General features: G+C 71.2%; 22 protein-coding genes. 9 read left to right on the top strand and 13 right to left on the bottom strand.

The genetic code is table 11. The annotated features are described in order from the left end of the window. Nucleotides 1-14 precede the first annotated feature (14 nt). The 8 genes from SVTN_RS30305 to SVTN_RS30270 form a co-directional block, all read right to left on the bottom strand. Complete coding sequence (locus SVTN_RS30305) at nucleotides 15-1,463, bottom strand: nucleobase:cation symporter-2 family protein (protein WP_041131948.1); 1,449 nt, start codon at nucleotides 1,461-1,463, stop codon at nucleotides 15-17. 298 nt (nucleotides 1,464-1,761) lie between these two features. Beyond that, nucleotides 1,762-3,150, bottom strand: a complete 1,389-nt coding sequence (locus SVTN_RS30300) for an 8-oxoguanine deaminase (RefSeq protein ID WP_041131947.1) — start codon at nucleotides 3,148-3,150, stop codon at nucleotides 1,762-1,764. Nucleotides 3,151-3,198: 48 nt separating this feature from the next. After that, nucleotides 3,199-4,614 (bottom strand): nucleobase:cation symporter-2 family protein, encoded by a 1,416-nt coding sequence (locus SVTN_RS30295; protein ID WP_041131946.1) that lies wholly within the window; start codon nucleotides 4,612-4,614, stop codon nucleotides 3,199-3,201. Nucleotides 4,615-4,686: 72 nt separating this feature from the next. Continuing rightward, nucleotides 4,687-5,610, bottom strand: a complete 924-nt coding sequence (gene pucL / locus SVTN_RS30290; protein ID WP_041131945.1) for a factor-independent urate hydroxylase — start codon at nucleotides 5,608-5,610, stop codon at nucleotides 4,687-4,689. 5 nt (nucleotides 5,611-5,615) lie between these two features. Then, nucleotides 5,616-6,005 (bottom strand): hydroxyisourate hydrolase, encoded by a 390-nt coding sequence (gene uraH / locus SVTN_RS30285; protein WP_041131944.1) that lies wholly within the window; start codon nucleotides 6,003-6,005, stop codon nucleotides 5,616-5,618. Next, nucleotides 6,002-6,553 (bottom strand): 2-oxo-4-hydroxy-4-carboxy-5-ureidoimidazoline decarboxylase, encoded by a 552-nt coding sequence (uraD, locus tag SVTN_RS30280; protein WP_041131943.1) that lies wholly within the window; start codon nucleotides 6,551-6,553, stop codon nucleotides 6,002-6,004. Before uraD ends, uraH begins: the two co-directional genes overlap by 4 nt. Before the next feature lie 155 nt (nucleotides 6,554-6,708). After that, nucleotides 6,709-7,047, bottom strand: coding sequence for a helix-turn-helix domain-containing protein (locus SVTN_RS30275; RefSeq protein WP_052499744.1), 339 nt, complete (start codon nucleotides 7,045-7,047; stop codon nucleotides 6,709-6,711). 44 nt (nucleotides 7,048-7,091) lie between these two features. After that, nucleotides 7,092-7,346 carry a YkoF family thiamine-binding protein gene (locus SVTN_RS30270; RefSeq protein WP_078908558.1) on the bottom strand — a complete coding sequence of 85 codons (255 nt, stop codon included), beginning with the start codon at nucleotides 7,344-7,346 and terminating at the stop codon, nucleotides 7,092-7,094. Nucleotides 7,347-7,483: 137 nt separating this feature from the next. Between SVTN_RS30270 and SVTN_RS30265 the strand changes: the two genes are divergently transcribed. The 3 genes from SVTN_RS30265 (at nucleotide 7,484) to SVTN_RS30255 (ending at nucleotide 10,966) form a co-directional block, all read left to right on the top strand. Next, nucleotides 7,484-8,317: a TIM barrel protein gene (locus SVTN_RS30265; protein WP_041131940.1), complete on the top strand. Its 834-nt coding sequence runs from the start codon at nucleotides 7,484-7,486 to the stop codon at nucleotides 8,315-8,317. Nucleotides 8,318-8,383: 66 nt separating this feature from the next. Further along, complete coding sequence (locus SVTN_RS30260) at nucleotides 8,384-9,298, top strand: 2-hydroxy-3-oxopropionate reductase (protein WP_041131939.1); 915 nt, start codon at nucleotides 8,384-8,386, stop codon at nucleotides 9,296-9,298. Nucleotides 9,299-9,511: 213 nt separating this feature from the next. Beyond that, nucleotides 9,512-10,966, top strand: a complete 1,455-nt coding sequence (locus SVTN_RS30255) for a catalase (RefSeq protein ID WP_041131938.1) — start codon at nucleotides 9,512-9,514, stop codon at nucleotides 10,964-10,966. A gap of 362 nt (nucleotides 10,967-11,328) precedes the next feature. Here the strand turns inward: SVTN_RS30255 and SVTN_RS30250 are convergent, their stop codons facing one another. Further along, the gene (locus SVTN_RS30250; RefSeq protein ID WP_041131937.1) at nucleotides 11,329-12,519 is read right to left on the bottom strand and encodes an MFS transporter; all 1,191 of its coding nucleotides are present in this window, start codon (nucleotides 12,517-12,519) and stop codon (nucleotides 11,329-11,331) included. A 58-nt stretch (nucleotides 12,520-12,577) separates the two neighbouring features. Between SVTN_RS30250 and SVTN_RS30245 the strand changes: the two genes are divergently transcribed. Continuing rightward, nucleotides 12,578-13,597: an ArsR/SmtB family transcription factor gene (locus SVTN_RS30245; protein ID WP_041131936.1), complete on the top strand. Its 1,020-nt coding sequence runs from the start codon at nucleotides 12,578-12,580 to the stop codon at nucleotides 13,595-13,597. 1 nt (nucleotide 13,598) lies between these two features. Here the strand turns inward: SVTN_RS30245 and gcl are convergent, their stop codons facing one another. Next, a complete protein-coding gene (gcl, locus tag SVTN_RS30240) occupies nucleotides 13,599-15,386 on the bottom strand; it encodes a glyoxylate carboligase (protein ID WP_041131935.1) in 1,788 nt (595 codons plus the stop codon). Between the two features lie 232 nt (nucleotides 15,387-15,618). Here gcl and SVTN_RS46660 point away from each other — a divergent pair, with 232 nt between their 5' ends. The 3 genes from SVTN_RS46660 to SVTN_RS30225 all read left to right on the top strand — a co-directional run bounded on the left by SVTN_RS46660 (nucleotide 15,619) and on the right by SVTN_RS30225 (nucleotide 18,556). Further along, on the top strand, nucleotides 15,619-17,049 hold the full coding sequence (locus tag SVTN_RS46660) for a hypothetical protein (RefSeq protein ID WP_425429023.1): 1,431 nt from the start codon (nucleotides 15,619-15,621) through the stop codon (nucleotides 17,047-17,049). Nucleotides 17,050-17,148: 99 nt separating this feature from the next. Continuing rightward, nucleotides 17,149-17,973: a TIGR04222 domain-containing membrane protein gene (locus tag SVTN_RS30230; protein WP_041131934.1), complete on the top strand. Its 825-nt coding sequence runs from the start codon at nucleotides 17,149-17,151 to the stop codon at nucleotides 17,971-17,973. Between the two features lie 19 nt (nucleotides 17,974-17,992). After that, a complete protein-coding gene (locus SVTN_RS30225) occupies nucleotides 17,993-18,556 on the top strand; it encodes a GNAT family N-acetyltransferase (protein WP_052499383.1) in 564 nt (187 codons plus the stop codon). Here SVTN_RS30225 and SVTN_RS30220 read toward each other — a convergent pair. Then, nucleotides 18,553-20,139 carry an AMP-binding protein gene (locus SVTN_RS30220; protein WP_041131933.1) on the bottom strand — a complete coding sequence of 529 codons (1,587 nt, stop codon included), beginning with the start codon at nucleotides 20,137-20,139 and terminating at the stop codon, nucleotides 18,553-18,555. The genes SVTN_RS30225 and SVTN_RS30220 overlap by 4 nt on opposite strands. Continuing rightward, nucleotides 20,136-21,821, bottom strand: coding sequence for an AMP-binding protein (locus SVTN_RS30215; protein WP_041131932.1), 1,686 nt, complete (start codon nucleotides 21,819-21,821; stop codon nucleotides 20,136-20,138). Before SVTN_RS30215 ends, SVTN_RS30220 begins: the two co-directional genes overlap by 4 nt. A gap of 90 nt (nucleotides 21,822-21,911) precedes the next feature. On the opposite strand from SVTN_RS30215, the gene SVTN_RS30210 reads away from it, so the two are divergent. Continuing rightward, on the top strand, nucleotides 21,912-22,736 hold the full coding sequence (locus SVTN_RS30210) for a helix-turn-helix transcriptional regulator (RefSeq protein ID WP_041131931.1): 825 nt from the start codon (nucleotides 21,912-21,914) through the stop codon (nucleotides 22,734-22,736). A 12-nt stretch (nucleotides 22,737-22,748) separates the two neighbouring features. Here the strand turns inward: SVTN_RS30210 and SVTN_RS30205 are convergent, their stop codons facing one another. After that, nucleotides 22,749-23,861 carry a winged helix DNA-binding domain-containing protein gene (locus SVTN_RS30205; protein WP_041131930.1) on the bottom strand — a complete coding sequence of 371 codons (1,113 nt, stop codon included), beginning with the start codon at nucleotides 23,859-23,861 and terminating at the stop codon, nucleotides 22,749-22,751. Nucleotides 23,862-24,101: 240 nt separating this feature from the next. Here SVTN_RS30205 and SVTN_RS30200 point away from each other — a divergent pair, with 240 nt between their 5' ends. Further along, nucleotides 24,102-25,208 carry a magnesium and cobalt transport protein CorA gene (locus tag SVTN_RS30200; RefSeq protein ID WP_041131929.1) on the top strand — a complete coding sequence of 369 codons (1,107 nt, stop codon included), beginning with the start codon at nucleotides 24,102-24,104 and terminating at the stop codon, nucleotides 25,206-25,208. Nucleotides 25,209-25,435 lie beyond the last annotated feature (227 nt).

Below are 25,435 nucleotides of genomic sequence, written 5' to 3'. Positions count from 1 at the left end.
GACGATGAGCGGGTTCAGTGGGCGTGCGCCGCCTTCGCGCCGGCGGTGCCGGAGATCTCCTCGCCGGGCTCCATGGGCGCGGTGACCTCGTCGGCGTCGCGGCCCCGGCCCAGGTGGTTGAAGACGAAGTTGAGCAGGACGGCGGCCACGCAGCCGGTGGAGATGCCGGAGTCCAGGATGATCTTCGCGGTCTCCGGGAAGGCGTGGTAGAACTCCGGCTTGGTGATCGGGATGATGCCGACGGCCAGCGAGACGGCCACGATCAGCACGTTGTTGTCCTTCTCCAGGCCGGCCTTGACCAGGGTCTGGATGCCGCTGGCGGCGACCGAGCCGAAGAGGACGACGCCCGCGCCGCCGAGGACCGGCCGGGGCACGACCGAGATGAGCGAGGCGGCGACCGGCGAGAGGCCGAAGAGGACCAGGAAGCCGCCGCCGCAGGCGACGACGAAGCGGCTGCGGATCCTGGTCATGGCGACCAGGCCGATGTTCTGCGCGAAGGCGCTGCACATGAAGCCGTTGAAGAGCGGGCTGAGCGCGGAGCCGAGGGTGTCGGCGCGCAGTCCGGCCGCGATGGTCTTCGCGTCGGCGGGCCGCTCGACGATCTCGCCGAGCGCCAGCATGTCGGCGGTCGACTCGGTCATGGAGACCAGCATGACCACGCACATGGAGACGATCGCGGCGAGGGCGAACTGCGGGGCGCCGAAGTGGAAGGGGGTCGGGAAGCCGACGAGGTCGGCCTCCTTCACCGGGGAGAAGTCGGTGACCCCGAACGGTATGGCGATGATCGTGCCGAGGACGAGACCGACCAGGACCGCGACCTGCTTGAGGAAGCCGCGGGTGAAGCGGCGGAGCAGCAGGACCACGACGAGCGTGATGCCGGCGAGCGAGAGGTACGTGGTCGAACCGTAGTCCTCGGCCTTGGGATTGGGCCCCTGGGCCCAGCCGAACGCGACCGGGAGGAGGGAGACGCCGATGAGGGTGATCACGGAGCCGGTGACGACCGGCGGGAAGAACCGCACGAGCCGGGAGAAGAAGGGGGCGGCGGCGAAGCCGAGGAGTCCGGCGACGATGATCGCGCCGAAGATCACGGGCAGCGCGTCCGCCTTGTTCTCGGTGGTGTTGACGATCGCCAGCATCGGCGCGACACCGGCGAAGGTGACGCCGTTGACGAACGGCAGCTTGGCGCCGATCTTCCAGACCCCGAGCGTCTGCAGGAAGGTGGCGAGTCCGGCGGTGAAGAGGCTCGCGCCGGTGAGGAAGGTGAGCTCGGTGCCGGAGAGGCCTATGGCCGCTCCGACGATCAGGGGCGGGGCGACGACGCCCGCGTACATGGCGGCGACGTGCTGAAGGCCGCTGGTGAGCATCTTGAGAGGGGGCAGCGTCTCGTCGACCGGGTGCTTCTCAAGGTCTTCGGGAGCGGAGCCTGCGTCGGTTGCATTGCGAACCTGGGGCTGGGCGGCCACGGCGGTTCCTCCGGTCGGTTACACGTCGGCGGCGACGAGGGGTTCAGGGAGGTGGTGCGATGCGGTGCGAAGTGCAGGAGGTGCGGCTCGGTGCAGGGTGAAGAGAGTGGAGCGGGTGCGCGCGGAGGGGATGCGGCGCGGGGACGGGTGCCCGTGTGGGGGTGCGGGCTTCACCGTCCCGGGTGGTGCCGTACGTCTTCTGCGTACGGCACCACCCGGTCGGGCTGCCGCGGACCCCGCTCGGGTCCGCGGCGACCGACCGAGGGCCGTCCCCCTCGGTCGGACTCCATGGGGAGGTTCAGCTCTGGGCCGTGATGCGGGCCAGGCGCTGCGCCTCCGCGCGCGCGTCGCGCGCGATCTGCTCCTCGTCGGCGAACAGCAGTCGGTTGTTCTCGACGATCTGCTTGCCGTTGACGAAGGAGGCGGTGACCGGGGCCGCCGCGCCGAAGACGATGGCGGTGACCGGGTCGGCGATCGAGGAGTGGCCGAGGCCGTCGATCTTCCAGAGGACGAAGTCGGCGAGCTTGCCGGCCTCGAGGGAACCGATGTTGTCGGCGCGGCCGAGGACCTGGGCGCCGCCGTAGGTGCCGAGGCGCAGGGCCTGGCGGGCGTTGAGCGCGGCCTCGCGGTGGGCGCCGAGTCGGTTGATGAGGAGCGCGTTGCGCAGCTCGGTGTGGAGCTCGCCGGACTCGTTGGAGGCGGTGCCGTCGACGCCGAGGCCGACGGGGACGCCCGCCTTGAGCATGTCCGGTACGCGGGCGATGCCGGCGGCGAGGCGCGCGTTGGAGGACGGGCAGTGCGCGACACCGGTCTTGGTGCGGGCGAAGGCCTCGATGTCGGAGTCGTTCATGTGGACGCAGTGCGCCATCCACACGTCCTCGCCGAGGAAGCCGGTGGACTCGAAGTAGTCCGTCGGGCCCATGCCGAAGAGCTCGTGGCAGAACTTCTCCTCCTCCACGGTCTCCGAGCCGTGGGTGTGCATGCGCACGCCGAGACGGCGGCCGAGCGCGGCGCCCTCGCGGAGCAGCTCGGTGGAGATGGAGAAGGGCGAACAGGGGGCGACGGCGACCTGGGTCATCGCGTCGAAGGAGGCGTCGTGGTACTTGCGCACCGTCTCCTCGGTCGCGGCGAGCGCGCCCTCGGTGGTCTCGACGGCGAAGTCCGGCGGCAGGCCGCCGTCCTTCTCGCTGCGGTCCATGGAGCCGCGGGCCAGGGTGAAGCGAACGCCCATGTCGGCGGCAGCACCGATGATGGCGCCGGAGAGGTCGCCGGAGCCCTGCGGGTAGACGTAGTGGTGGTCCATGGCCGTGGTGACACCGCCGCGGGCCATCATCGCCAGGGAGCCCTGGGCGGCGACGCGGACCATCGACTCGTCGATCCGCGACCACGTCGGGTAGAGCGCGACCAGCCAGTTGAAGAGGTTGTGGTCGGTGGCCAGACCTCGGGTGATCCACTGGTAGAAGTGGTGGTGGGTGTTGATCAGGCCGGGCGTCACCAGATGACCGGTGGCGTCGATCCTGCGGACCACGTTCTCCAGGCCCTCGGGCGCCTTGCCGGCGCCGAGGGACTCGATCCTGTTGTCGGCGACGACGAGGTACCCGGAGGCGTACTCGGTGTCGTTCGCGTCGACGGTCGCGATCGCCGCGTTCTCGATGACGATGCGCTGGGTTGCCGAAGGTGCTGCCATGGCGGTGCTTCCTTCATTCCTCGGGGATGGTTCGGGCACGGCAGGACCCTAGGAGGATTTGAGTGCCGGAGCCGCGTGACGGCTCCGGGTGCCGAGATGGTGGAAGAAAAGGTTCAGCAGGACGGCGACGAGCGCGCCCGCGCTGATGCCGGAGCCGAGCACCGTCTGGGCCCAGGCCGGGAAGTCGGCGTAGAAGGTGGGCGCGGCGAGCGGGATGATGCCCGCTCCGAGCGCGACGGCCACCAGGATGATGTTGGAGCTGTCGTCGAGTCCGGCCTCGGAGAGGGTACGGATGCCGCTGACCGCGATCGAGCCGAAGAGGACGATGCCGGCGCCGCCGAGGACGGGCATCGGGACCATGGAGACGACCGCGCCGAGGACGGGGAAGGCGCCGAGGACGAGCAGGGCTCCGCCGGCGGCGGCGACCACGTACCGGGAGCGGACCCGGGTCAGCGAGACGACGCCGACGTTCTGCGCGAAGGCGGAGGTCGGGAAGCCGCCGAAGACGGGGCCGAGCAGGGTGGCGATGCCGTCGGTGCGCAGGCCGCGGGTGATGGTCTTCCCGTCGCTGCGGCGCTCGCAGATCTCGCCGAGGGCGAGCATGCCGGCGCTGGACTCGGTCATGAGGACCAGCATCACGATGCACAGGGAGAGGATCGCGGCGGGCTGGAACTCGGGGGCGCCGAAGGCGAAGGGTGCGGGCAGGGCCGCGACGGGCGCTTCGCGCAGGGCGCTGAAGTCGGCCATCCCGAAGGGGATCGCGGCGAGGGTGCCGATGAGCAGGCCGAGGAGCAGGGCGATCTGCTTGACGAAGCCCTTGCCGAAGCGCTGGAAGAGCAGGACGACGACGAGCGTGAAGCCGGCGAGCGCCAGGTACTTCATGGCGCCGAAGTCGGCGGCGGTCTTGTCGCCGCCCTGGGCCCAGCTGACGGGCACGGGCATCAGGGTGACGCCGATGAGGGTGATCACGACGCCGGTGACGAGCGGCGGGAAGAAGCGCAGGAGCCTGCCGAAGAAGGGTCCGACGGCGAGGCAGAAGACTCCGGCGACCATCACCGCACCGTAGATGGCGGGGAGTTGGTGTCCGGGGGCGCTGGTCTCGGCGATGGCGAGCATCGGGGCGATGCCGGCGGACGAGGCGGCGTTGACGAACGGGAGCCGGTTGCCGGCGAAGCGTCCGAGGCCGAGGGTCTGCAGGAGGGTCGCACAGCCGGCGATGAGCAGGCCGGCCGCGATGAGCCGGGTCATTCCGGCGGCGTCGAGACCGACGGCCTGGCCGATGATGAGCGGAGGGGTGACGACGCCCGCGTACATGGCGGCGATGTGCTGGAGTGCCGCGGGGACGAGCCGCGAGGCGGGGAGTTTCTCGTCCACCGGGTGGCACTCGGCCGTGGCCGAGGTGGTGGTGGACGGGGTGGAACACGGGCCTTCGGCGGGTGCCGGCCCCTTTGCAGGCTGAGCCATTGTGGTTCCCTCCGGTCCGGTGCACCGGCCCCGCCCACTGCGGGCGGACGGGGCCGGTGACGCGGATGCCGCTTAGAGGTTGGTCATGTCGACCGGGATGAGCGCCGTGGCTCCGTCGCGGAGGACGGTGGCCTCGATGAGGCCGTACATGCGGTCGGCGGCGTAGTAGACCTCGTTGTCGTTCTTCAGGCCGAAGGGCTCGAGGTCCACCAGGAAGTGGTGCTTGTTCGGGAGCGAGAAGCGGACTTCGTCGATCTCCGAGCGGTGGTTGATGATGCGCGTGGCCATCTGGTACAGCGTCTGCTGCAGGGAGTACGAGTACGTCTCCGAGAAGGCCTCGAGCATGTGCTTCCTGGTCTGCTCGTAGGACCGCTCCCAGTTGGGCATGCGCTGCTCGTCGTCGGTCCAGTTGAACCGCCAGCGACCGGACACCTGGGTGGCCAGGATGCGGTCGTACGCCTCCTGGAGGGTGGTGTACTTGTCCTTGATGTAGCCCCAGAACTCCGAGTTGGTGGAGTTCATGACGACGAGGTCCTTGAGGCCGGAGATGACCTCCCACTTCTCGCCGTCGTAGGTGATCTGCGAGACGCGGGTCTCCTGGCCCTTGCGGACGAAGGAGTGGTTGACCTCGTCGGCGCCGATGAACTTGGAGTTGGCGTCGGAGGAGGCGATGCGCTCCCAGGCGTACTCCTCGATCCGGATCCGCGCCTTCTTGATCGGCTCCTGGCTCGTCACGAAGTGGCGGGCGAGGTGGATGCCGAACTGCTCGGCGGACTCGATGCCGTACTCCTTGGCGAACGCGAAGACGGTGTTCTTCGTCGTGTCGGTGGGGAGGCAGTTGGCGTTCGAGCCGGTGAGGTGGACGTCGTCGAGGTCGCCGGAGAGGGCGACGGAGACGTTCAGGTCCTTGATGTGGTGGGTGGCGCCGTCCCGCGTGATCTTGACGACGCGGTTCTCTGCTTTGCCGTACTGGTTCTGGCCGAGAATCGTGGGCATGTCTGCTAGCTCCCTCGGTAAACGGAGTAGCCGAACGGGTTGAGCAGCAGCGGTACGTGGTAGTGCTCGCCCGGCTTGACGGCGAACGTGATCGCCACCTCCGGGAAGAACGCACCGCTGTCCCTTACGCGGGGGGCGTCCTGCTGCGCCTCGGCTTGCTTCTTGGCGAAGTACGTCTCGGTCTCGAAGTCGAGACGCACGTGGGTGGTTTCTTCCGGCAGCGCCGGCAGGTCCTTGCAGCGCCCGTCCGCGTCGGTGGCGGAGCCGCCGAGCGTGACCCACTCCGCGTCGGAGCCGCTGCGGGCCGCGAGCGTGATGGTCACGCCCTCGGCCGGGCGGCCGATGCTGGTGTCCAGGATGTGGGTGGACACCGAGGCGGTGGTGTCGGTGCTCATCGGGAGCTCGCTTCCTCGGGGGTCTCGGAGGTCTCGGGGGACTCGGGGGTCTCCACGAGACGGGTCAGCCGGATGCGGTTGATCTTGCCCAGTTCGGTGCGGACGATCTCCCGCTCCGTCTCGGGCGAGTTGCCGATCCGCTCCCGGACCGCGTCGCGCATCTGCTCGCCGGTCCTGCCGGTGGCGCAGATGAGGAAGACGTGACCGAACTTGTCCTGGTAGGCCAGGTTGAGTTCGAGCATCTCGGCCTTGAGCTCCGCGGAGGCGCCGGCCATCCCGCTCTGTTCGCGGGAGGAGGTCGGGTCCCCTTCCTTCGGACGACCGATCGGCGGGTGCCCCGCCATCGCCTCGGCCAGGTCCTCGGCGGTCAGCTCGGCCATGGCGGCGTCGCTGGCGAGGAAGAGGGCTTCGGCGGTGGAGAACGGGCGCTGGGCGAGCAGCTTGCTCCCCCACGCCGAACTGGAACACACCTCATGGAGCGCGGCGACGGCCTCGCTGTCCGAGGAGGTGTTGAACCGGGTCAGACCCGGTGTCGTACCTGAAGTCACGGGAAGCCTCCGTGGCTGTTTTTCGCTGTGCGTCGAACGGGCTGCGGATAGCTAACGCCCTCCGCAACACAACGTCAACACTTTGTTGAAAACTCGGCCACACAAAAGCCGTCGTCCCGACATCTGGACGACGGCTCCTGGTCAGACATGATCAACTACTCGCTCTTGGCGGCCTTTTCCCTGTTCAGGGCGGTCTCCCTGTTCAGGTAGTTGTACACGGTGAAGCGGCTGACGCCGAGGGCGCCCGCCACCGTCTCCACGCCGTGGCGCACGGAGAAGGCACCCCGTGCCTCCAGGATCCGGACGATCTCCTGCTTCGCCTTGCGGTCCAGCTCGGCCAGCGGCATCCCGTGCCGCCGCTCCATCGCCGCGAGGATGTGGTCCAGGGAGTCCGAGAGCTGCGGCAGGCGCACGGCGAGCACGTCCTCCCCCTCCCAGGACAGGACGACGTCGTCACCCTCCGCCTGCGCGGGGACGAGCAGCTCGGCGCCCATGGCGTCCACCAGGGGCTTCACCGCCGCCACCAAGGGGTGCTCGCTCACTTCTCGCCCTCCCCGATCACGTTGACCTGGAGCGAGACGCGCGTGGCACCGGCCGCGAGCGACTTGCGCAGCAGGGCGTCGACGGCGGTGAGCACCGCGTCGGCGCCGCCCTCCGCCGTGTTGCCGAAGGGGCCGACGTCGACCGCGTCCAGCTCGGCCGACTGGATGACCTCACGGGCCACGACCGCGTGCGCCGGCGCCTCGTCGAGGTCGAACGGCTCGGTCGTGAACTCCACTCTCAAACGCTCCATGGCCCCACGCTAAGGCCCCGCCCCGGCCTGCGGGAGCCCCGGACCTGCGGGGACCTCTTGACAAGTGGGGCAACCCCCTTGCAACATTCCGTCAGACAGAAACTTACTTCCGCAATACGGAAGGAGCGCCGCCCCTCATGGGATACACGGACCAGCGCTTCGATGTGAACCTGTCGATCCTCTTCACGGAACTCCCGCTCCTGGAGCGCCCCGCGGCCGCCGCCGCGGCGGGCTTCACCGCGGTCGAGCTGTGGTGGCCCTGGATCGACACCGCCACCCCCGAGCAGAGCGAGCTCGACGCCCTCAAGAAGGCCCTTGAGGACGCCGGCACCCAGCTGGTGGGCCTGAACTTCTACGCCGGGCAGCTCCCCGGCCCGGACCGCGGAGCCCTCTCCGTGCCCGGGGAAGAGTCGGACCGCTTCCGCGCCAACATCGAGGTGGCCGCCGACTTCGCCGCCTCGGTCGGCTGCAAGGCGCTCAACGCGCTCTACGGCAACCGCGTCGAGGGCGTCGACCCGCAGATCCAGGACACCCTCGCCCTGGAGAACCTGGTCCTGGCCGCCCGCGCGGCGGACCGGATCGGCGCGATCCTCCTCGTCGAGACCCTCAACAAGCCGGAGTCGCCGCTCTACCCGCTGGTGAGCGCCCCCTCCGCGATCGAGATCGTCGACAAGGTCAACGCCGCCACGGGCCTCGGGAACGCGAAGTTCCTGCTCGACATCTACCACCTGGCCATGAACGGCGAGGACGTCAGCGCGGTCATCGCACAGTACGCCGACAAGACCGGCCACGTGCAGATCGCCGACAAGCCGGGCCGCGGCGCGCCGGGCACCGGCGAGCTCCCCCTGGAGCAGCTCCTCGACGAGCTGAAGAAGGCCGGCTACGACGGCTGGGTCGGCCTGGAGTACAAGGCCGCCGACGCCGCCGCCTCCTTCGAGTGGCTGCCCGCCGAGGCCCGCCCGGCCAAGTGAGTCCGGGCGTTCCGCCAGGCGACCCCCGACCTTTTCGTACGAAGCTTCAGAGAAGGACCCTCCCCAATGAGCAACCTCGCTGATTCCTCCCAGCCCACCCTCCCGACGATTGCGTGGATCGGCCTCGGCATCATGGGCTCCCCCATGTCCGAGAACCTCCTGAAGGCCGGCTACTCGGTCACCGGCTTCACCCTGGAGCAGGACAAGCTGGACCGCCTGGCCAAGGCCGGCGGCACCGCCGCCGGCTCGATCGCCGAGGCCGTCAAGGACGCCGACGTCATCATCACGATGGTGCCCGCCTCCCCGCAGGTCGAGGCCATCTCCTACGGCCCCGAGGGCATCCTGGAGAACGCCAAGCAGGGCGCGCTGATCGTGGACATGTCCTCGATCACCCCGCAGACCTCGGTCGACCTCGCCAAGAACGCCAAGGAGAAGGGCATCCGCGTCATCGACGCGCCCGTCTCCGGCGGCGAGGCCGGCGCCATCGAGGCCGTGCTCTCCATCATGGTCGGCGGCGAGCAGGCCGACTTCGACGAGGCCCTCCCGATCCTCGAGGCCCTCGGCAAGACCATCGTGCTCTGCGGCCCGCACGGCTCCGGCCAGACGGTGAAGGCCGCCAACCAGCTCATCGTCGCGGTCAACATCCAGGCCTGCGCCGAGGCCGTCGTCTTCCTGGAGAAGTCGGGCGTGGACCTCAACGCCGCCCTCGACGTCCTCAACGGCGGTCTGGCCGGCTCGACCGTGCTGACCCGCAAGAAGGACAACTTCCTGAACCGGGACTTCAAGCCCGGCTTCCGGATCGACCTGCACCACAAGGACATGGGCATCGTCACCGACGCCGCCCGCAACGTCGGTGCGGCCCTCCCGGTCGGCGCGGTCGTCGCCCAGCTCGTCGCCTCGCTGCGCGCGCAGGGTGACGGCGGCCTGGACCACTCGGCCCTGCTGCGCGCCGTCGAGCGCCTCTCCGGCCAGCAGGTCTGACCCCCTGGGGCCTGTCTTCCGGGCCAGGCTCCAGCCCCTTCCCGGGGCCCCTGATTTCCGGTCGGCGGCGGCGCTGACAACCTGTCCTGTCGCGCCCAGGCGTCGCCGCCGACCGGAACACCACACTTCATTTTCAACAAACTGTTGACGCGCTGTTCGAGCCGAATTTACGCTCCTCGCACCGTCAGCAGAGCTCCCGTACGGAAGGTCACGATGTCGAAGCGCGTGCTTACGACCGAGTCCGGCGCCCCCGTCGCCGACAACCAGAACTCCGCCACCGCCGGCGTCGGTGGCCCTCTCCTCCTCCAGGACCAGCACCTGCTGGAGAAGCTCGCGCGCTTCAACCGTGAGCGGATCCCGGAGCGCGTGGTGCACGCCCGCGGTTCCGGCGCGTACGGCTACTTCGAGGTGACCGACGACGTCACCGCGTACACCAAGGCGAACTTCCTCGGTGAGGTCGGCAAGAAGACCGAGACCTTCATCCGCTTCTCCACCGTGGCCGACTCGCTCGGCGGCGCGGACGCGGTCCGCGACCCCCGCGGCTTCGCCCTGAAGTTCTACACCGAAGAGGGCAACTACGACCTCGTCGGCAACAACACCCCGGTGTTCTTCATCAAGGACCCGATCAAGTTCCCCGACTTCATCCACTCGCAGAAGCGCGACCCCTTCACGGGCAAGCAGGAGCCGGACAACGTCTGGGACTTCTGGGCGCACGCCCCCGAGGCCACCCACCAGATCACCTGGCTCATGGGCGACCGCGGCATCCCGGCCTCGTACCGTCACATGAACGGCTACGGCTCGCACACCTACCAGTGGACCAACGAGGCGGGCGAGGCCTTCTTCGTCAAGTACCACTTCAAGACGAACCAGGGCATCCGCTCCCTCTCCGCCGAGCAGGCCGCCGAGCTCGTCGGCAAGGACGCCAACTCGCACCAGACCGACCTGCTCCAGGCCATCGAGCGCGGTGTGAACCCGAGCTGGACCCTGTACGTCCAGGTCATGCCGGCCGCCGAGGCCGCGGACTACCGCTTCAACCCGTTCGACCTCACCAAGGTGTGGCCGCACAGCGACTACCCGCTGCAGCGCGTGGGCCGCCTGGTCCTCGACCGCAACCCGGACAACGTCTTCGCCGAGGTCGAGCAGGCCGCGTTCTCCCCGAACAACTTCGTGCCGGGCATCGGCCCCTCGCCGGACAAGATGCTCCAGGGCCGTCTCTTCGCCTACGCGGACGCCCACCGCTACCGCCTCGGCGTCAACCACACCCAGCTCCCGGTGAACGCCCCCAAGGCGACCGTCGCCGAGAACTACGGCCGCGACGGCTTCATGGCCACCCGCAACGGCTCGCGCCACGACAAGAACTACGAGCCCAACTCGTACCAGGGCCCGGCCCAGACCGACGCCGCGCTCTCCGCGCCGCTCGCGATCCACGGCTGGACCGGCACCCACGAGGCGCCCGCGCACACCAAGGACGACGACTTCTTCCAGGCCGGTGAGCTCTACCGCCTGATGTCCGAGGACGAGAAGAAGCGCCTGGTCGCCAACATCGCCGGCGGCCTGTCCCAGGTGTCCCGCGAGGACGTCATCGAGAAGAACCTCGCGCACTTCGCCGCCGCCGACGCCGACTACGGCAAGCGCGTCCGCGAGGCCGTCGAGGCCCTGCGCGACTGATCGCGCGGCAACACCCAGACTGCGTACGGCACATGACGGGAGGTCAGTGCCGTACGTGGTCCGGATCGCCGGCCCGGATGAGGGGTGGTCGGCGAACCGGACAAGCGTGAGGACCGCGGCGGCTCCGAGCCAGTGCGGTGGTAAGGACGCCGGGCCCCCTTCTTGACCTGAAGGAAGGGGAACCGCCACGGCGCCCGTCGGCACCGCCGCGGTCCCAACGCCCCCCTTCTCGCGAGGGGTCTCCAAGACTCCGCCCGGCGACGCGAACGTCCTGTCGCGCCAGCCTCGTGCCGTCGGGCGGTCACAAGCCGGAGAGCGCGGAACCAGGTTTACGGTCCCTGGTTCCGCGCTCTTCTTCTTTTCTACGCCTCCGCGGTGGAGCGCTCCCGCGCCCCGGCGCCCCTCCCCTCCGCCCGGGCCAGCAGGAACGTCACGGTGAGCGAGGCGAGGGCGAGCAGCACCATTCCCGTGCGCGGTGACGTGTACTGGGCGAGGGTGCCGGCCAGGGCCGCGCTCACGCCCTGGAGCGCGAGCATCCCCGAGGTGTGCAGCCCGAGGGCGTGGCCGCTCAGTTCGTCCGGCACCAGGGTCATCAGCTTCTCCTGGTGCAGCAGGCTCGCCCCGTACCCGACCGCCGACACGGTCACGAGGACGGTCGCCAAGGGCAGCCCCGGGTCGAGGGCGAACAGCAGGAACGGGGCGGCGAGCAGCGCCTGGAGCGGGAAGCGGATCCGTTCGCGCAGCCGCGCCGGTACGAAGCGGCCGATCGCGGTGTCCCCCGCCAGCATCCCGAGCGCGCCGCAGGCGAAGAGGAGCCCGGCGCGCTCGGGGGCGTACGGCACGAAGAGCGACTCGCAGCCGACGATCAGGCCGTTCGGCACCCAGAGCGCGACGTAGGCGCGGCGGCGGGCGGGAGCGGCCAGGAGGCGTCCGTTGGTGCGCCAGGTCTCGGCGACCGAGGGCCGCCCGGCCGCGCGGGGCGGGCGCGCCCCGAGGCCGAGGCGGGCGGCCAGGGCGGCGGCGAGGTAGAGCCCGGCGCCGACGAGGACCGCGCCGCGGGGCGAGAGCAGGGCGACGAGGAGGCCGCCGGTGGCGAAGCCGCCGATCTGGCAGGCGCCGCCGGCCATGTTCGTCACGGAGCGGCCGAGGAGGTACTCCTCGCGCGGGAGGATCTCGTTCAGGAGCCCGTAGCGCACCCCGCCGCCCAGTGAGGCCGCGAGCCCCTCGGCGAACAGGATCACGAAGACCGCCCAGGTCGGCAGCGCGGGGATCGCGAGGACGGCGGTGCCGAGGGCGAAGAAGAGGGCGATGCCGGAGAGCGCGGCGCGCGGCGGCAGCCGGTCGGCGGCGGAGAGCAGCGTGGTCGCGCCGAGGAGCTGGGCGAGCGAGGGGCCGAAGAGGGCCAGGGCGGAGAGGAACGGGGACCCGGTCGCGCGGTAGACGAGCGTGGCGAGACCGAGTCCGGCGACGGTCTGGGCGGCGGTGTGGGCGGCGCCGGTGAGGAAGAGCGGGGTGAATTCGGGCGTGCGGAAGAGAGAGCGGTAACGGGGCATGGAGCGGAGTCTCGGAGAGCGCGCGGACCACCGGTAATGTTTCGCGGGGAGGCGAAACATGGGCTGGTGGCAGGTCGGCACGGACACCCTGGCGGAGAGCTCGTTCGTCTTCTCCCCGCTCGCGGAGACGATCGCCTCGCTGAAGACCCTGCACAAGGGGGCGGCGGCGCACCCCGGCGAGCGCGCCTGGCTCGACCGGCACCTGCCCGCGTACCGGGAGCGGCTCGCGGCCGAACCGCTCGACGCGCTGCTCGTACGGGCGGCGATCGGGCCCACCTGGAACGCGGACTTCCTCACCCCGACCCCCCTTGGCGACCGCGAGCGGAGCTTCGAGGAGGAGGTCGAGGCGGTCCGGGCGGCCGAACCGGCCGACGCCGTGGACCAGTTGGCGGTGGCGATCGGCGGACCGGTGCCGGAGCCGCTGCGCTCGGCGCGCGATCTGCCGGAGCGGCTCGCGGAGGTACTGGGCTGGGTGTGGCGGGAGACGGTACGGCCGGAGTGGGTGCGCCGGCGGCGGATCCTGGAGGCCGACGTGGTGGCGCGGACGGCGATGCTGAGCCGGGGCGGCTGGGCGGCGGCGCTCGACGAGCTGTGCCCGGGGAAGATGCGCTGGCTGGGCGACGGACGGCTCCAGGTCAACACCCGTGACTATCCGCCGCGTTCGATCGACCGGGGGCGCCTGCTGTTCGTCCCGGTGACGCCGGCGACCGGCTGGGTGTCGTGGGAGGGGACGGAGCGGTACTCGATCGTCTACGCCTGCGCGGGAGCCCTGGCGGACGCGGCCGGTCCGGCGGTGCCGGAGGCCTTGGGGGCCCTGCTCGGGACGGCCCGCGCCGGGGTGCTCGTACGGCTCGGATCCCCGCTGTCCACCAGCCAGTTGGTGGCGCTCACGGGGCAGGGGCTCGGCTCGGTCGGCCGGCACCTGAAGGTGCTGCTCGACGCCGGGCTCGTACGGCGGGGACGGGCGGGCCGCTCGGTCCTCTACGAGTGGACGGAGGCGGGCGCGGTCCTCGTGGCGGCACAGGGAGACCCCCGCCCCGGTGCTCCTCGGGGCGGGGGTCGTCTCACGACGCCGTGAATCAGACCTGGAGGGCCTTGATCGCGGTCGGCGCGTGGCCGGGCTCGGTGGCCAGGTCCTCGAACTCGGTGACGTCGCTGACGTCGACCGTCTTGCTCATGGCGATGTTGGTGATGCGCTCCAGGATGGCCTCGACGACGACCGGGACCTGGTGCTCGACGGCCAGCTTCTTGGCCTCCTCCAGCGCCTCGCCCAGCTTGTCCGGGTCGGTGACGCGGATCGCCTTGACGCCCAGGCCCTCGGCGACCTTGACGTGGTCGACGCCGTAGACGCCGATCTCCGGGGTGTTGATGTTCTCGAACTCGAGGTTGACCTCGAAGTTGATGCCGAGGTTGCCCTGCGCCTGCCGGATCAGACCGAGGTAGGCGTTGTTCACGAGGACGTGGACGTAGGGGACCTTGTGCTGGGCGGCGACCGCCAGCTCTTCGATCATGAACTGGAAGTCGTAGTCGCCGGAGAGCGCGACGACCGGGGTCTCCGGGTCGGCGGTGGCGGCACCGATGGCGGCCGGGATGGTCCAGCCGAGGGGGCCGGCCTGGCCGCAGTTGATCCAGTGGCGCGGCTTGTAGACGTGCAGGAACTGCGCGGCCGCGATCTGGGAGAGACCGATGGTGGTGACGTAGCGGGTCTCCGGGCCGAAGGCCTTGTTCATCTCCTCGTAGACGCGCTGCGGCTTGATCGGGATGTTGTCGAAGTGCGTGCGGCGCTGGAGGGTGGCCTTGCGCTCCTGCGCGGAGGCGGCCCAGGCGGAGAAGTCCGGGAGCTTGCCGGCGGCCTTCCACTCCTTGGCGATCTCGACGAAGAGCTCCAGGGCGACCTTGGCGTCGGAGGCGATTCCGTAGTCCGGGGCGAAGATCTTGCCGATCTGGGTGGGCTCGATGTCGACGTGGACGAACTTCCGGCCCTTGGTGTAGGCGTCCATGTTGTAACCGGTGTGGCGGTTGGCCCAGCGGTTGCCGATGCCGATGACGGTGTCGGACTCCAGGAAGGTCGCGTTGCCGTAGCGGTGCGCGGTCTGGACGCCGACCATGCCGGCGGCGAGCTCGTGGTCGTCCGGGATGGTGCCCCAGCCCATGAGGGTGGAGATGACCGGGATGTCGGTCAGCTCGGCGAACTCGACGAGGAGGTCGGAGGCGTCGGCGTTGATGATGCCGCCGCCGGCGACGATCAGCGGGCGCTCGGCCTCCAGGAGGAAGCCGAGGGCCTTCTCGGCCTGGGCGCGGGTCGCGGACGGCTTGTAGACCGGCAGCGGCTCGTAGGTCTCCGGGTCGAACTCGATCTCGGTCAGCTGGACGTCGATCGGCAGGTCGATGAGGACCGGGCCGGGACGACCGGAGCGCATCAGGTGGAAGGCCTGCTGGAAGACGCCCGGGACCTGCGCGGCCTCCAGGACGGTCGTCGCGGCCTTGGTGACCGGCTTGGCGATCGAGGCGATGTCGACGGCCTGGAAGTCCTCCTTGTGGAGCTTCGAGACCGGGGCCTGGCCGGTGATGCACAGGATCGGGATGGAGTCCGCGATGGCCGAGTACAGGCCGGTGATCATGTCGGTGCCGGCGGGGCCGGACGTACCGATGCAGACGCCGATGTTGCCGGCCTTGGCACGGGTGTAGCCCTCGGCCATGTGGGACGCGCCCTCGACGTGGCGGGCGAGCGTGTGGTTGACGCCGCCGACGTTCTTGAGCTCGCGGTAGAAGGGGTTGATCGCCGCGCCGGGGACGCCGAACGCCTGGGTGACGCCTTCGCGCTTGAGGATCTCAACGGCCGCTGCGGCGGCGGTCATACGAGGCATGGGAGTGCTCCTGCTTCGGCCGGGCGGATCCAGGCGGGGCCCCGTCTCGGGAGGCCCGGCCGCCTGTTTCCGTAATGCGGAAATACTGTTCTGCTATACGGAAGCAATGTAGGTCGGGCTCCGGAGAGCCGTCAAGAGAAGTCCGCCCGCCGGGATCACGGAAGTGGCCGAACACCCTCCCCCGGGGTGTCGGATGGGTGGACGATGGGGCGGAACGACAGGGGGTTGGGCTGTGGGCGAGTCGGTACCGGTGCGCTGTCCGGAATGCCTGCGCACGCAGGCGTACGCGCCACCCGTCTTCCCCTGCGCGTGCGGGAGCCCCGTCGCGCCACCGGTGACGGCGGGCGCGGCCGCGGAGCCGATCACGCACCGGAACTGGGCGGACGAATGGGTCACCGTCCGCTGCGGGGCCTGCGGCCGCGAGAGCGACTGGCCCCACCCGGAACTGGGCTGCCCCTGCGGGACGGTGCTGCGGGTACCGGTACAGCCGACGGACGCCACGGGTACGGAGCCGGGGGCGACGGGCGGGACCGGCGCGGGCGCCGGCGGCGCGGCGGGCGGGGTGGCCGGAAGCGGTACGGGCGGGACGGCCGGGGGCGTGGCCGGAACCGGTACGGGCGTCCCTCGCACGGGAGCCGGTACGGACCGGCCCCGTACGGAGGGGCCTGGTACGAACCACAGGCACCCGGGCGGAGCCCGTACCGGACTTCCCGGGGCGGGCGGAGCCGGTACGGGCGGAGCCGGGGCGACGGGCCCCGCTTCCGGGGGCCGCCGTACGGACGGCGGTCCCGTGGAAGGGCCCGGCACGGGCAGGGCTGGCACGGGCAGGGCCGGGACGGGCAGGCCCGGTACGGCCGACGGCGCCTCCGACGGCCGGTCCGGAGGTACGGACGGCGGCCGGGCCAGCGGTACAGGTGGTGGCCGGGCCGGCGGTGCGGGCGGTGGCCGGGCCGGTGGTACGAGCGGTGGCGCGGGTGACCGTCGCCGGCCCGGCCGGGAGGCTTCGTCCGGCGGCGGCCGGACCGGTGGTGCGGGCGCCTCCGGCGGGACGGTCGGCGGTGCCGGTGGCCGCCCCGCAGGCGAGGGTCCCGCGGGCGGGGCGCGGGCCGTGCCCGTCGAGCCCGGTTCGCCGTGGTTCGAGCCGGGGCCGAAGGCCCGGGGCGGTGCCGGCAGGACGGGGCGCGGTACGGACGGGACCGGTCCCGCGCGTCCCCGTACGTTCGCCGAGCGGTATCCCGTGCGCATCCCGCCGCCGCCCGCGGCCCCGCGCCCGGCTCCGCTGCGCGGGCCCTTCCGGCCCGTGACGATCCGGACCTCGCGGGACGCGGTCGCGGCAGCGGCCGGGTACCTGCGCTGGCTCGGCTTCAGGGACGTCGTCCAGCCCGAGGAGCGCCCCTCGTCCGGCGTGGACCTGCGGGCGCCCGGCCTGGTCGCCCAGGTCGACCCGAGCACCCGGCCCACCGGGCTGCGGGCCGTCGAGTGCCTCTGGCTCAACGGGCTGAGCACCGCCACCGTGAGCGTGTTCTTCTCGCTCGCGGGCTACACCCCGGAGGCCCGCTCGCGCGCCGCCGAGGTCGGGCTCCCGCTCTTCGTCCTCGACCTGACGGGCACCCCGCAGCCGATCAACAACGCCGCGGACGACCTGGCGGCGGGCGGCGCCTGACCCACAGCACCCCCACACAACTCCTCGGCATCCGAAATCGGCCATTCACGCGTGACGATCACGCTCTCCCGGGCACAACACCCTCGGGGGGTGGCTGTCATGCCGACGGGGACGTGGTGGTTCATCGGAGCGGCCTGGGGTGAACTCCTGCTCGCCGCCCTGCTGTTGCGAAGCGGCGGAACCCGCAGCGAGGAGACCGGGGAGGGCGCCGTGCCCCCGCCGCAGGCCCTCGCGCTGCTGCGGGGCGGGCGGCGGGCGGCCGTCACCGTGGCCCTGGTGGCGCTGCATCAGCGCGGGGCGGTCGCGGCGGGCCGTAAACATACGATTCGGGCCAATGGCGGGCCGGGCCGCACGCGTGACCCCGTACAGCTAGGCGTGCACGGGGCGCTGCACCGGGCGCTCGCGCTGCGGGCCCTCGCGCTGCGGCCCGAGGCGCGGCGGGCGGTGGACGCACTGCGCGGCGAGCTGCGCGGGGCCGGGCTGCTCCGTCCGCCCGTGCGGCTGTGGGCGGCCCGGGTGCTGCTCGGCTGCGTCCCGCTGACAGCACTTGCGGGGCCGTTCCTGACCGGGGCCGAGGGGGCGGGCCTCGCCGGGGCGCTCGCGGCCGGGGTGCCGCCGGTCCTGGTGGCGGTGGTGCTGCTGCGCCTGCCGGACACCACGAAGACGGCGCGGCGGCTCCTGACCGGCCTGCGGGAGCGGTATCCGCTGCCGGCCCACCGGCGCGAGGTGACGGACGGCCGGCTCGTCCAGCTGTACGTGGCGTTGTACGGCGATCCGGCCCTGGCCCTGTTCCTGCCCCGCTTCTCGCGCGACGGCGGGCTGCTCGACCGCCCCCAGGAGGTCGACCGGAACCGCCCCCGGGAGGTCGACCGGAACCGGCCGCCGTCGGACGGCGGCCCGGGTGCGGGCGGCCCGCCGCGCTGAGGCCGCGCCATACTGTCGTATGCGCATCAGAGCGGCCGCTCCGGCCGAACTCCCGCTGCTCCAGGACATCGAACGGGCGGCGGGCGAGCCGTTCCGTACCCTCGGCATGGCGGCGATCGCCGACGACGACCCGCTGCCCCTGGACGTCCTGGAGGCGTACCGCAGTGCGGGGCGGGCCTGGGTGGCGGTGGACGCCGCCGACCGCCCGGTCGCGTACCTGCTGATGGACACCGTCGACGGCGCCGCCCACATCGAGCAGGTGTCGGTGCACCCGGACGCCGCCCGCAGGGGTGTCGGCCGGGCGCTGATCGAGCACCTGGCGGAGGCCGCCAGGGAGCAGGGCCTGGCGGCCCTGACGCTGACGACCTTCACCGAAGTGCCGTGGAACGCCCCGTACTACACGCGGCTCGGCTTCCGTACGCTCACTGAATCCGACCCGGCGCTCACGGAGGGCCTGCGCGCCATCAGCCGCGCCGAGGCGGCCCACGGCCTGTCGGTCTGGCCCCGCGTCTGCATGCGCCGGGAGGTCGTCCAGGAACCGGAGGTCGTCCAGGAACCGCGGGGAGCCGTCAGGAACCGCTAGGAACCGTACTTCTGCCGCAGCTCCACCTTCCGCACCTTGCCGCTCACCGTCATCGGGAACGCGGTGAGGACCTCCACCCTGCGCGGGATCTTGTAGTGGGCGAGCCGGTCCCGGCAGAAGGCGGTGACCTCGTCCAGGGTGGGCGGGTCGGCGGGGTCGCGCGGGATCACGCAGGCCAGGATCTCCTCGCCGTACCGCTCGTCGGGGACGCCGACGACCTGGACGTCCGCGATCTTGGGGTGCCCGTAGAGGAACTCCTCGATCTCGCGCGGGTACACGTTCTCCCCGCCCCGGATGATCATGTCCTTGATGCGGCCGACGATCTGCACGTAGCCGTCGTCCCGCATCACCGCCAGGTCCCCGGTGTGCATCCAGCGGCCGGTGTCGATCGCCTCGGCGGTCTTCTCCGGCTCGTCCCAGTAGCCGAGCATCACGCTGTAGCCGCGGGTGCACAGCTCCCCCGCCTCACCGCGCTCGACCGTCAGACCGGTCGCCGGGTCGACGACCTTCACCTCGACGTGCGGCATGACCCGGCCGACGGTGCCGGTGCGGCGCTCCAGGTCGTCGTCGCGGCGGGTCTGGGTGGAGACGGGCGAGGTCTCGGTCATGCCGTAGCAGATCGACACCTCCGCCATGTTCATCTCGGCGACGACCCGCTTCATCACCTCGACCGGGCACGGCGAGCCCGCCATGATCCCGGTGCGGAGCGTGGAGAGGTCGTACGAGGCGAAGTCGGGGAGGTTGAGCTCGGCGATGAACATCGTCGGCACCCCGTAGAGGGAGGTGCAGCGCTCCTCCTGGACCGCCCGGAGGGTGGCCGCCGGGTCGAAGGAGGCGGCCGGGATGACCATGCAGGCGCCGTGCGAGGTGGCCGCGAGGTTCCCCATGACCATGCCGAAGCAGTGGTAGAAGGGCACCGGGATACAGATGCGGTCCTGCTCGCTGTAGGCGATCATCTCGCCCACGAAATAACCGTTGTTGAGGATGTTGTGGTGGGAGAGCGTGGCGCCCTTCGGGAAGCCCGTCGTCCCCGAGGTGTACTGGATATTGACGGGCTCGTCGCAGGAGAGCGGCTCCGGGCGGAGCTCCCCGGGCGTCCGGGCGAGCAGCGCGTCCCAGCTCGGGTCGCCGAAGTAGACGGCCTCGCGCAACTCGGGGCACGCGCCCCGCACTTCCTCGACCATGGCCCGGTAGTCGCTCGTCTTGTGCGTGAGCGAGGCGAACAGGAGCGAGATGCCGGCCTGCTTGAGGACGTACTCCAACTCGTGGGCGCGATAGGCCGGGTTGATGTTCACCATGATCGCGCCGATGCGGGCGGTGGCGTACTGGACGAGGACCCACTCGGCGCAGTTCACCGCCCAGATGCCGACCCGGTCGCCCTTGCGGACCCCGCTGCCGAGCAGGGAGCCGGCGAGCCGGTCGACGTCGGCGCCGAACTGCGCGTACGTCCAGCGGCGCCCACTCGGAACGTCGACGAGGGCCTCCCGGTCGGGCCAGGCGGCGACGGCCCGGTCGAGGTTGTCGGCGATGGTGTCGCCGAGGAGCGGCGTGTCCGACACGCCATGTGCGTAGGACAGGTTCATCCGAGGTCCCCTTCCACGTACTCCTTGCCGCCGCCCTCCGCCGTCAGCCGGCGCAGTTCGACGCGCCGGATCTTCCCGGAGACCGTCTTGGGCAGGTCGGCGAACTCGATGCGGCGGACGCGCTTGTACGGGGCGAGGACCGCGCGCGAGTGGGCGAAGAGGGCCTTCGCGGTCTCCGCGGTCGGCTCCCAGCCCGCCGCGAGGACGATGTACGCCTTGGGGACGGCGAGCCGCAGCGGGTCGGGGGCGGGGACGACGGCCGCCTCGGCGACGGCCTCGTGCTCCAGGAGCGCGCTCTCCAGCTCGAAGGGGGAGATCTTGTAGTCACTGGCCTTGAAGACGTCGTCGGCGCGCCCGATGTACGTGATGTAGCCGTCCTCGTCGCGGGAGCCGATGTCGCCGGTGCGGTAGTAGCCGTCGGCCATCGCCTCCGCCGTACGCTCCGGGTCGCCGTGGTAGCCGGTCATCAGGCCCACCGGGTGGGCGGAGAGGTCGAGGCAGATCTCGCCCTCCTCGACGTCCGGCCGGCCGCTCACCGGGTCGACGAGGGTGACCTTGAAGCCGGGGCTCGGGCGTCCCATGGAGCCCTCCTTGAGCCGCTGGCCGGGGCTGTTGGAGACCTGGACGGCGGTCTCGGTCTGGCCGAAGCCGTCGCGGATGGTGACGCCCCAAGCGCGCCGCACCGACTCGATGACCTCGGGGTTGAGCGGTTCGCCGGCGGCGACGACCTCGCGCGGCGGGGTCTTCAGCTGGCCGAGGTCGGCCTGGATCAGCATCCGCCACACGGTCGGCGGGGCGCAGAAGCTGGTGACGCCGTTCCGCTCCATCTCGTCCATGAGGCGGGCCGGGTCGAAGCGGGTGTAGTTGTGGATGAAGACGGTCGCCTCGGCGTTCCACGGCGCGAAGAGGTTGGACCAGGCGTGCTTCGCCCAGCCCGGCGAGGAGATGTTGAGGTGCACGTCGCCGGGCTTGAGGCCGATCCAGTACATCGTCGAGAGGTGGCCGACGGGGTACGAGGTGTGGGTGTGCTCGACCAGCTTGGGGCGGGCGGTCGTGCCGGAGGTGAAGTACAGCATCAGGGTGTCGTCGGCGAGGGTGACGCCGTCGGGCTCGAACACGTCCGACTCCTGGGCGGCGTGCTCGTACCCCAGCCAGTTCACCCCGTCGCCGCCCACCGAGATCCGGGTGTAGTCCCCGGGGACGTCGTCGAACTTGGCGGTGTCCTCGGCGCGCACGATCACGTGCCGGGCGTGGCCCCGGTCGACGCGGTCACGCAGGTCGGCGGGGCCGAGGAGCGGGGTGGCGGGGATGAGGACGGCGCGCAGCTTCATCGCGGCGAGCACGGTCTCCCACAGCTCGACCTGGTTGCCGAGCATCAGGATGATCCGGTCGCCGGCGCGCACGCCCTGGGCGCGGAGCCAGTTCGCGACCCGGTTCGAGCGGGCGGACATCTCGGCGAAGCTCACCCGCGTCTCGGAGCCGTCCTCCTCGACGATGTGCAGCGCGGTCCGGTCGTTGTCCCGCGCGATGACGTCGAACCATTCGAGCGCCCAGTTGAAACGGTCGGGCCGGGGCCAGGCGAAGCCCTCGTAGGCCGTCTCGTAGTCCTCGCGATGCTGCAGCAGGAAGTCCCGGGCGGCCCGGAACCTCTCCGTCGCACCGGTCGCGCTCGTGGCCGTCATGTGTCCTCCTCATTGCGGGACTGTCCCGGACATCGTGTAATCGGTGACCCAGGTCTCACTACCCCCGTTCGGGGGTGAAGGAGTGGTTCCGTGCCCGAGATGGTGGAAGCGGTGGAGTTGCGTACGGCGCTGCTGCGGCTGAGGCGCGCCAGCGGGCTGCCCGTCGTCTTCGGCGGACTGCTCCAGGAGGGGGCCACGGGCCGCACGGTGCGGATCGCCGAGCTGAGCGGGGCGGTGACGCCCGCACTGCGCGGACTGGCGATCTCGGCCGGCTCGGGCCTGGGCGGGAAGTGCCTGGCCCTCTCCCGGCCGTGCGCGGTCACGGACTACCAGGCGTCGCGGCACATCACCCACGAGTACGACGTTCCGGTCTCGGCGGAGGGCCTGCGCTCGGTGATCGCCGTCCCCGTCGTCGTACGGCGCAAGGTGCGCGGGGTGCTGTACGGGGCGCTGCGCGAGTCCCTGCCGATCGGCGAGCGGGTCTTCGACGCGGCGATGGCGGCGGCCCGTGACGTCGAGCAGGCCCTCGCGGTACGGGACGAGGTGCGGCAACTGCTCGCGCCCCCGCCGCCGGGCCCTTCCTGGGAGGAGGTCCGGGCGGCGTACGGGGAGCTGCGCGAGCTGGCCCCGAAGGTCCTCGACCCGGGGCTCCGGGACCGTCTCCTCGCCGTCTGCGGCCGCCTCGAATCGGCCTCCGGCACGGCCCCCGCGCTCCCCGGCGTCGCCCTCACCCCCCGCGAGACGGACGTCCTGGCGGCGGTCGCCTCGGGCGCGACGAACGCGACGGCGGCCGGGCGCCTGGGCCTGCGCCCGGAGACGGTGAAGGGCTACCTGCGCTCGGCCATGCGCAAACTGGGCGCCCACACCCGCCTGGAGGCGGTGGTGGCGGCGCGGAGGGCGGGGGTCCTGCCGTAGGGGGGCGGAAGCTCAGGCGTCCGCGTGCACGATGTCGTACGGGACGCCCGCCGGCCCCAGCAGCCGAAGGGTCCGCTCCGCCTCGGCGGTCAGTGCGGCACTCTGCGCCCGGGTCGGGCGGGTGAAGGGTTCGATGGTGAGCGTGGTGCGGTCCTTCGCCTCGTCGAGGCGCCAGAGCCCGGCGAGGAAGCCGTCGAGGAGGAAGACGCGGTGCGCCTGGTTGCCGGTCCAGGTGCGGGAGCGGTACGCGGCGGGGACGACGCGGGTGCGGTCGGCGTGCGAGAGCAGCAGGTTGTCGAACTCGGGCAGGAAGCGGGGCGGGGCCGGGGTGTCCTCGTCGGGGCGGGGCGCGTCGGGGAGGTCGAAGAGCTCGGTGCCCTGCTCGTCCCGGAAGACGAGGAGCTCCGGCCGCAACCGCTCGAAGGCCGGGCGGAGGCGGGTGAGACCGCACCAGATCTGCATGTCCTTGACGGAGGCGGGCCCGAAGGCACCGAGGTAGCGCCGCACGGTCTCGTCGAGGTCGGCGGCCCGGTCCTCGACCCCGTCGAACCACGCGCGGACGGTCGTGAGCGCGACCTGCCCGCTGCGCCCCCACAGACCGCGCGGGGTGACCTGCACCATGAGCAGCAGGCAGCGGGCGGCGATGGTGAGCGCCTGCGGGTCGGCGTCCGGCCACTCCCGGAGCAGGTGCTCCCGCAGCTCCTTGGGGGTACGGGGCCGCTCCTCCACGTACGCGGTCGCCAGGGCGGTGAGCCGGTCGAGGTCGACGCCGTCGAGCCCCTTGCGGAACATCCTCAGCTCCCGGTCGATGGCCCCGGCCTGCACGAGCCGCCGCAGGCCGACGGCGTCGCGGGCGGTATGGGTGTGGACGGTGGACCGCAGCGAGACGATCCGGGCGACGGCCCGGGACTCCATGAGCGCGGACAGCTGCTCGGGCCGGAACCCGTCGAGGCGGGCGGCGAGCGCGTAGTACGGGGGCTTGGTGTTCTGGGCCTGGAGACCCACGAGGTGGCCGACGGCCTCCTCGACACCGAGTGCGGCGGGGCGCAGAAGCAGCTGCCGGTCGAGGGTGGCGCGGTTCAGGGCGCGGGGGCCGAGCACGGGGTGGGGCGTCTTGAGGGCCATGATCGGCACGCTACCGGGACTTGCGGACAGCCACAGTCCTGAATGCGAACCGGCCGGGATCCAAGATCCCGGATACGGGATATGAGATCCGGGACCCGGGATACGAGATCCCGGATACGGGATACGGGATACGGGATACGGGATCCAAGGCCCGGAATCCAAGATCCGGGATCCCTACAGGATGGATTCACCCCATATATCCTGCCCCAGACCCGCAGACCGAGGAGGAGGTGCACGGCGATGTCCGACCGCCACCCCCGCGCCGCCTGGCGCCGCCGGCCCGAGCCGCCGCCCATGAACTCGCCCGTGCGGCCGCCCTCGGCGGAGCCGAGCGTGGTGCACTCGGCGCTCTACCGGGACGGCCACCGGGTCTCCTCCCCCACCACCCTCGCGGACACCTTCCGGCAGCTGCGCGAACACCCCGACGGCATGGCCTGGATCGGCCTCCAGCGCCCGACCGAGGAGGAACTCCACTCCCTGGCGGCCGAGTTCGACCTGCACGAGCTGGCGGTCGAGGACGCGATGGAGGCCCACCAGCGCCCCAAGCTGGAACGGTACGGCGACACGCTCTTCGTCGTCCTGCGCGCCGCCCGCTACCTGGACGCCCCGGAGGAGGTCGACTTCGGCGAGCTCCACGTCTTCGTGGGCCCCGACTTCCTCATCACGGTCCGGCACGGCGCCGCCCCCGACCTCTCGGCCGTCCGCCGCCGCATGGAGGAGAACCCCGATCTGCTGGCCCTGGGCCCCGAAGCGGTGCTGTACGCGATCCTCGACGCGGTGGTCGACGGCTACGCCCCGGTGGTGGCGGGCGTCCAGAACGACATCGACGAGATCGAGACGGAGGTCTTCGGCGGCGACCCGGCGGTCTCCCGCCGCATCTACGAACTCTCCCGCGAGATGGTCGAGTTCCAGCGCGCCACCCGCCCCCTGGTGGGCATGCTCCACGCCCTGATGGCCGGCTTCGCCAAGTACGGCACGGACGAGGAACTCCAGCGCTACCTCCGCGACGTCGCCGACCACGTCACCCACACCAGCGAGCGCGTCGACGGCTTCCGCCAGGCCCTGACGGAAATCCTCACGGTCAACGCGACCCTGGTCACCCAGGAACAGAACGCGGAGATGCGGGCCTTGGCGGAAGCGGGCTTCGAGCAGAACGAGGAGATCAAGAAGATTTCAGCCTGGGCTGCAATTCTCTTTGCACCCACACTCGTTGGAACCATCTACGGGATGAACTTCGACACCATGCCGGAGTTGCACTGGGTGGGCGGATACCCGTTCGCGATCGGCCTGATGGGGGTTGTCTGCACCGGTTTGTACGTGATTTTCAAGCGTCGGGACTGGCTCTAGAGAGCGATCAAGCCTACTCACACCGCACGCACGGTTTGCTCCTGCACCTCCTCCACAAACCGCCCATTTCAGGCTCTGGGGAGTCCCTGGGGAGAAGTGATGCGGGTGATCTCCTCGCCCTACCTTCAAAGGGGGCCCTGACCTGGGCTTTCGAGGCTCCACAGAACGCTGGGGAGAATCTGGGGAGAACCGGAGCCGCCAACCGCACCTCACGCCTGCACCATCAA

It is taken from the genome of Streptomyces vietnamensis (assembly GCF_000830005.1).
GTDB lineage: Bacteria > Actinomycetota > Actinomycetes > Streptomycetales > Streptomycetaceae > Streptomyces > Streptomyces vietnamensis.
This window is presented reverse-complemented; position numbering and strand designations above follow the sequence as displayed.